Below are 5,983 nucleotides of genomic sequence, written 5' to 3' on the forward strand. Positions count from 1 at the left end.
GAAAATTTGATGTTTACAGCTTGTTCAATGTATAATTTTAGACTGGATTGTCAGAAAATTATACTAATCAAAGAAAAAATATGTTAAAAATGTCTAATACTAAGCATCGAAAAAGTGAAAGCAGTTTTCTTGAATAACATTGGTTTTGAGGTTAGGTTTCTTTTAGAAAAAATGTAGTCAATATTTAGATGCAAAAAATGCAAAAAACTTTCGCTGAAAAATAAAAATGTTTTTATGAATTCTTGGAAGTCGTTCTAATGACGATACTTTGAGAATAATAAAAGAGAACCACCAAGAAAATCTGCTAAAATTTTCAGAGGTTCTCTTTTCAAACTCAGTTCGACTTTGTGAAAGTATTACATCAAGCGATAAATCATCTCCGAAACCTCAGCTAAAACTTTCACGCCAGCATCGACATTTTTGAGTTTTTTAGAAAGAAGTACCAAAACATATTTTCGTCCATCGGGCAAGTAAACAATGCCAGAATCGTGCTGAACGCCAGTAATAGAACCAGTTTTGTGTGCTACTCGTATTTCTTTTGGAAGTTTAGCAGGAATAATTTCATTGAATTTTTGGTCGAATAGAATCTTGGTCATTGCTTCACAAGATTGTCTGTCGATGACTTTATTTTTAGCTATTTTTTCAAAAATCAACATCAAATCGTAGGCAGTTACCGAATTATTTAAGCCTTTATCAAATGCCTTTTGGTCTTCTACGCCACGCAAAACTTGAATATCTTTGGCTCCCAATTTCCTCATACTGGCATTCGCTTTTTTTGCATCAACCAAATCGATTAAAATATTAGTAGCCAGATTGCTACTCACAATTATCATTTGATAAGTGAGGTCATAAATAGTCATTTTTTGTCCGATTTTTTTGTACATTCCGTCGCCGCTATCGTCTTTTATATCTAAGCCAAAAGGACTTCCATCAACAATGCTTTTGAATACATTTTTTACCAAAATCGAATCTGTAAGTTTGAATTTTCCTGCCTTTGCTTGCATAAAAACTTCAATCATTACAGGAGTTTTCATAGTGCTTGCTGCATGAAACTTTGTTTTTTCGTTGATAAACAAAGTTTTTCCTGTTTGTAAATCTTTGAAAGCAAGGCCAAATTCGCCTTCAACATTTTTTAGTTTTGTTTCGATAGAGTTTTTTAAGTTCTCAGTTGATATCTTTTGAGCAAAAATTGGCATAGAAAAGCAAAATAGTAAGTAGATATACAGGTTTTTCATCAGAAATATGTATTTAGAAATCCAAATATTATTTCAAAATAAATGAAAAATTAGCAAATAGCAAGTCAATTTTTAAAGAAATAAAAAAATTACATATCATCCCGCAAGTTTTTTTTACATTTAACATCTAATTATTCAAACACGAACCTAAAGCCAACATTTGGAAGAAAAACAACTCATCTCCGACTTACAAAATGGCTCTGAAAGTGCCTTTCGTTACCTTGTTGAATTGTTTCAAGACAAGGTGTTTAGTACGGTTTTATCTATTATTCAAAATGTAGAGGAGGCAGAAGATGTTTCGCAAGAAGTATTTATTGAGGTCTATGAGTCAGTTCGAAAATTCAGAGGAGATTCAAAAATTTCGACTTGGATTTACAGAATTGCAACAACAAAAGCCTTAGAAGCCTATCGCAAAAAAAGAGCTACCAAACGCTTTGCTTTTTTGACGAGTTTGTTTGGTGACGACGACAAAATAGTGCATCATTCTGTAACTTTTGAGCATCCTGGAATAGTTTTAGAAAACAAAGAGCGAGCAAGCATTTTGTTTAGACATATTAATCAACTACCTGATAGTCAGAAAATTGCATTTACATTATGTAATATTGAAGGCTTAAGTTATCATGAAATTACTGAAGTAATGCAACTTTCACTTTCATCGGTTGAGTCATTATTATTTAGGGCAAAAACCAATTTAAGAAAAACATTGAAAGATTATTATGTGAACCAAGATTTATAAAAATATATGAAAAATCTAAATATAATAGAGCAAGAAATAGACAAAACCTTAGCATCACTAAAAGGTATTGAACGAGCAACAATTAACCCTTTTTTCTATACCCGCCTCGAAGCAAATATGCAACAACGCAATGCACCATTACCCAGGTTTGTGTTTCGACCTGCTTTTATTTGGTCATTATTAGCTTTGATTGTTGTCTTAAATGTGAGTGTAGCAATACGTTATTCTAAAAAAGATAAAGCATCGGAAGAGCAAAATGCCAGTGCTTTTGCCCAAGAATATGGACTAAGTTTAAATGGTACTAATTTGTAATTATAATGAAAGAAAACAATAAATATCGTATACTTTGGGTTGCTATTGGCTTGCTTTTGGTACTAAATATTGGGCTACTTGTATGGGTTTCTTTCTTTTCTAAAGGTAGCCCGAGCCCACCCAAACGGCTTTTTTTGGAAAAAGAATTGAAGTTTGATAAAAAGCAATCTGAAACTTATAGGATATTGCAGCAAGAGCATTCTCAACAAATGAGAGCTTTGAGAGAAGATGTAAAATCAATGAAAGAGGCTTTTTATACTGAAATATCTCAACCCAATATCTCTGACGAAGCTTTAAAAGTAAAAGCTTTAGCTATAGAATCTAAAATGATTGATGCAGATGTGCTGACATTCAGGCATTTTCAACAAGTACGTCAGATGTGTACATCTGCCCAACAAACCCGTTTTGACGAAGTGATAATTGAGCTAATTCGTTCGATAGAAAGACAAGGTGTTAGACCTCATCCAAGAGAAGGTCATCCACATCCAGATAATAGGCCTCTTCCACTTGAGAGGTAATTGTATATTTGCGATTTTTATTTTGGAAAGGTTCGTTTTTACGATTATAAATAATATTGAATTTAGTTATAATTGTTTGACTACAAGTATTTTATGGAATAATAGTAAAAGTATTTATTTAACCCGCAAGTTTTTTTTTGAGTTCACATCTAAACACTTATAAAACAAATAATTAAGAAACATTTTATGAATTGAACTTTACAAGTAGAGCAATTTTACCGTCTAATGTTTCACTTTAAACTATCAATTCAGATGAAAAAATCAACCATAACCATGGCCGTCTTAGCTGTTATTTTCATAACTTTCATGGCAGCTTGTAGCGACGAAAGTACAGTTATGCCTACGAGTACGAGTAACCCTACTTCAACAAGTACCACTACTGGTACAACAACGACTAGTAGCGGAACAACTTCACTTGAGCTTTTCAAGAAAATTTATGGAGCAACCGAAGTTTATATTGAAGGCAGTTACGCAATAATAAAAACCAATGGTTTGCCCGACCACAAATCGCCCTATTATAAAGATACTCAATGGGCAAGTACCCAATATGAAGTTTACAATGGCACAAATACAAAGTTCGGTTTGAATCCAAACCGAATTGCTGCACAAAGTTTGGTCTTTAAAATTCCAATAAGTCCAGTAAAAGCAACAAAATCGAGTGCAACGCCTGGTGGACCAATAGGTGTTTCATTAAATGGCGTACCTTTTTTTAATCAATATGCTGCCATGAATGCCCCACTAACCGACGAAATTAATGGTTTTGACCAATATGGTGGACACCCGCAGCAACAAGGACAATACCACTATCATATTGAGCCAACTTACTTGACTGCCAAAAAAGGAAAAGATGCCTTACTTGGTTTTTTATTAGATGGTTTTCCTGTCTACGGACCTCTTGAAAATGGCAAAAGTGTAACTAATGCCGATTTAGATGTCTATCATGGACATTCGCATGCTACAACTGATTATCCAACTGGTATTTATCATTATCATATCACTGATGCAGACCCTTATCTCAATGGCAATGGCTTCTATGGCACGGCAGGTACTGTTTCTAAGTAATTTTTGTTTTATTTTATTTGCTTGTCAACCTTCCAAGACTCAAATTCCAATGCTTTGGGTCTTGGAAAACGACGCCTCTTTTAGTCACAATCAAGGAGTTTTGCTTTATAAAAACAAACCTTTTTCGGGGAATCAATATGCTGTGTATGCTAATGGTGATACTGCAAAAATAGCTTCTTTTTTTGTTGGAAAAGAGCAAGGCTGGAGTAAAACTTGGTTCGGAAGAGGTATTTTAGCAGAACAGCGTTACTACGAAAAAGGTAAAAAAGAAGGCGAACACAAAGCTTGGTGGGTAGATGGAAAACCAAAGTTTTTGTATCATTTCAAGAATGATGAGCATAACGGTATTCAGCAAGATTGGCACGCAAATGGACAACTGGCCGAAACATTTAATTACCTAAATGGGCATGAGGAAGGGCAGCAACAGATGTGGTTTGATGATGGCTCTTTGAAAGCTAATTATGTAATAAAAGATGGCAGAAGATTTGGTCTTCCAGGTGTAAAAAACTGTGTTTCGGTTATGGAAAATGACACTTTTCGAGAAAAAAAATGAAGTTAGCTTATATAAACATTCAATTTTACCTTACTTTATTGATAGTAATTTTCTTTTTTGAATCCTGTAAGAATGAATCCAAAATAGAAAATTTACCCTATTACAACTCTGCCGATTTGACACCTAATTGGTACACTGAAAAGCAATTAGATACTTTGAAATTGCATAAAATCGCAACTTTTCAGTTTACCAACCAAGATGGAAAAACAGTTTCAAACGAAACAGTAAAAGGAAAAATATATGTGGCAAATTTCTTTTTTACAATTTGTCCAAGTATCTGTCCCACCATGACCCAAAACTTGTTTGCAGTACAAAAAGCCTTCAAAGATGATAATGAAGTTGTCATGCTTTCGCATTCGGTTATGCCCACTACTGACAGCATAGCTCAACTAAAAAAATATGCCAATCGCTGGAAAATAGATACAAAAAAATGGCATTTATTGACAGGTAAAAAAGAAAAAATCTATGCTTTGGCTCGTCAATCTTATTTTGCCGAAAAAGAGATTGGTTTACAAAAAGAAAAAAACGAGTTTCTACATACCGAAAATGTCTTTTTGATTGACAAAAAAGGCTACATTCGAGGGGTTTATAACGCTACATTAGCCCTTGATGTCGAAAACTTGATTAATGATATCAAGGTTTTGAAATCATTTCAGTAAAATTCATAACTTTGTTAGCAAAAAATAGCAAATTTTGTTATTAATCAACAAACTAACACTATATGAAAAAAACATTCCTAACAGGAGCAATAGCGTTATGCTCAAGCCTTTTTTTACAAGCACAAAACTCACTTTTACTTCGGCAGCCAGCCATAAACAACAATGGTTCGTTGGTGGCATTCTCCTTTCAAGGTGATATTTGGACCGTGCCAAGTGCCGGCGGAAAAGCAGCTCGACTCACTATTCATGAGGCTTATGAAGCCAACCCAGTTTTTAGTCCTGATGGCAATCAGATTGCTTTTTCGGGAGCAAGATTTGGCAATAATGACATTTTTGTAATGCCAACCGAAGGCGGAATACCAAAACGCTTGACGTATCACTCGGGAGCTGATAATATTGCGAGTTGGACACAAGCCGACAAAATCTTATTTTCGACTAACCGAGAATTTAAACAAATCGAACGACCAAACGAAGTTTATGCTATCAACCCAAAAGGTGGAACAGAATCTCGTTTTTTGGATGCCGTCGGGCACGACCCAATTCTTTCACCCGATGGTCGTTTTCTTGCTTTTGTGCGAGGCGACATCAATCCAGTGGCTCGTCAAGACTATAAAGGAAGTTCTGACAGAGATTTATGGATTTATGACACCAAAAATAAAACCTATCAGCAACTCCCAGGTTTCGAGACGAATGATGTTTTGCCACAATGGGGCGGAAACAGTTCACTTTATTTTTTGAGTAGCATTGATGGGGCGTATAATATTTACCGACTAAAAATGGATGCTAATGGCAAAGCCACTAACAAACCCGAAAAACTTACAAATTATAAAGATGAGTCGATTCGTGCTTTTAGTGTTTCGACCGATGGAAGCTCAGTAGTTTTCGAGAAAGATATGAACCTATACACC

General features: G+C 34.7%; 7 protein-coding genes and 1 pseudogene. 7 read left to right on the plus strand and 1 reads right to left on the minus strand.

The features are described from left to right. Positions 1-356: 356 nt before the first annotated feature. Positions 357-1,235 carry a serine hydrolase gene (locus ACH2CJ_RS00860; protein WP_394990176.1) on the minus strand — a complete coding sequence of 293 codons (879 nt, stop codon included), beginning with the start codon at positions 1,233-1,235 and terminating at the stop codon, positions 357-359. 160 nt (positions 1,236-1,395) lie between these two features. Here ACH2CJ_RS00860 and ACH2CJ_RS00865 point away from each other — a divergent pair, with 160 nt between their 5' ends. The 7 genes and pseudogenes from ACH2CJ_RS00865 to ACH2CJ_RS00895 form a co-directional block, all read left to right on the plus strand. Continuing rightward, positions 1,396-1,971 carry an RNA polymerase sigma factor gene (locus ACH2CJ_RS00865; RefSeq protein WP_394990177.1) on the plus strand — a complete coding sequence of 192 codons (576 nt, stop codon included), beginning with the start codon at positions 1,396-1,398 and terminating at the stop codon, positions 1,969-1,971. A gap of 6 nt (positions 1,972-1,977) precedes the next feature. Then, complete coding sequence (locus ACH2CJ_RS00870; RefSeq protein WP_394990178.1) at positions 1,978-2,283, plus strand: hypothetical protein; 306 nt, start codon at positions 1,978-1,980, stop codon at positions 2,281-2,283. A 5-nt stretch (positions 2,284-2,288) separates the two neighbouring features. Next, positions 2,289-2,801 (plus strand): hypothetical protein, encoded by a 513-nt coding sequence (locus ACH2CJ_RS00875; RefSeq protein ID WP_394990179.1) that lies wholly within the window; start codon positions 2,289-2,291, stop codon positions 2,799-2,801. 252 nt (positions 2,802-3,053) lie between these two features. Further along, positions 3,054-3,863, plus strand: a complete 810-nt coding sequence (locus tag ACH2CJ_RS00880; protein ID WP_394990180.1) for a YHYH protein — start codon at positions 3,054-3,056, stop codon at positions 3,861-3,863. 49 nt (positions 3,864-3,912) lie between these two features. Continuing rightward, a complete protein-coding gene (locus ACH2CJ_RS00885; RefSeq protein ID WP_394990182.1) occupies positions 3,913-4,416 on the plus strand; it encodes a toxin-antitoxin system YwqK family antitoxin in 504 nt (167 codons plus the stop codon). Next, the gene (locus tag ACH2CJ_RS00890) at positions 4,413-5,075 is read left to right on the plus strand and encodes an SCO family protein (RefSeq protein ID WP_394990183.1); all 663 of its coding nucleotides are present in this window, start codon (positions 4,413-4,415) and stop codon (positions 5,073-5,075) included. Before ACH2CJ_RS00885 ends, ACH2CJ_RS00890 begins: the two co-directional genes overlap by 4 nt. Before the next feature lie 62 nt (positions 5,076-5,137). Further along, positions 5,138-5,983 (plus strand): annotated as a pseudogene (locus tag ACH2CJ_RS00895) (peptidase S41); the annotation flags it as partial.

This window comes from Emticicia sp. (assembly GCF_043780375.1).
In the GTDB taxonomy this organism is placed as follows: domain Bacteria; phylum Bacteroidota; class Bacteroidia; order Cytophagales; family Spirosomataceae; genus Emticicia.

Coding starts and splice junctions, on each gene's coding strand:
- ACH2CJ_RS00880 (WP_394990180.1), top strand. CDS start 3,054: ATGAAAAAATCAACCATAACCATGGCCGTCTTAGCTGTTATTTTCATA.
- ACH2CJ_RS00870 (WP_394990178.1), top strand. CDS start 1,978: ATGAAAAATCTAAATATAATAGAGCAAGAAATAGACAAAACCTTAGCA.
- ACH2CJ_RS00885 (WP_394990182.1), top strand. CDS start 3,913: ATGCTTTGGGTCTTGGAAAACGACGCCTCTTTTAGTCACAATCAAGGA.
- ACH2CJ_RS00890 (WP_394990183.1), top strand. CDS start 4,413: ATGAAGTTAGCTTATATAAACATTCAATTTTACCTTACTTTATTGATA.
- ACH2CJ_RS00860 (WP_394990176.1), bottom strand. CDS start 1,235: ATGAAAAACCTGTATATCTACTTACTATTTTGCTTTTCTATGCCAATT.
- ACH2CJ_RS00875 (WP_394990179.1), top strand. CDS start 2,289: ATGAAAGAAAACAATAAATATCGTATACTTTGGGTTGCTATTGGCTTG.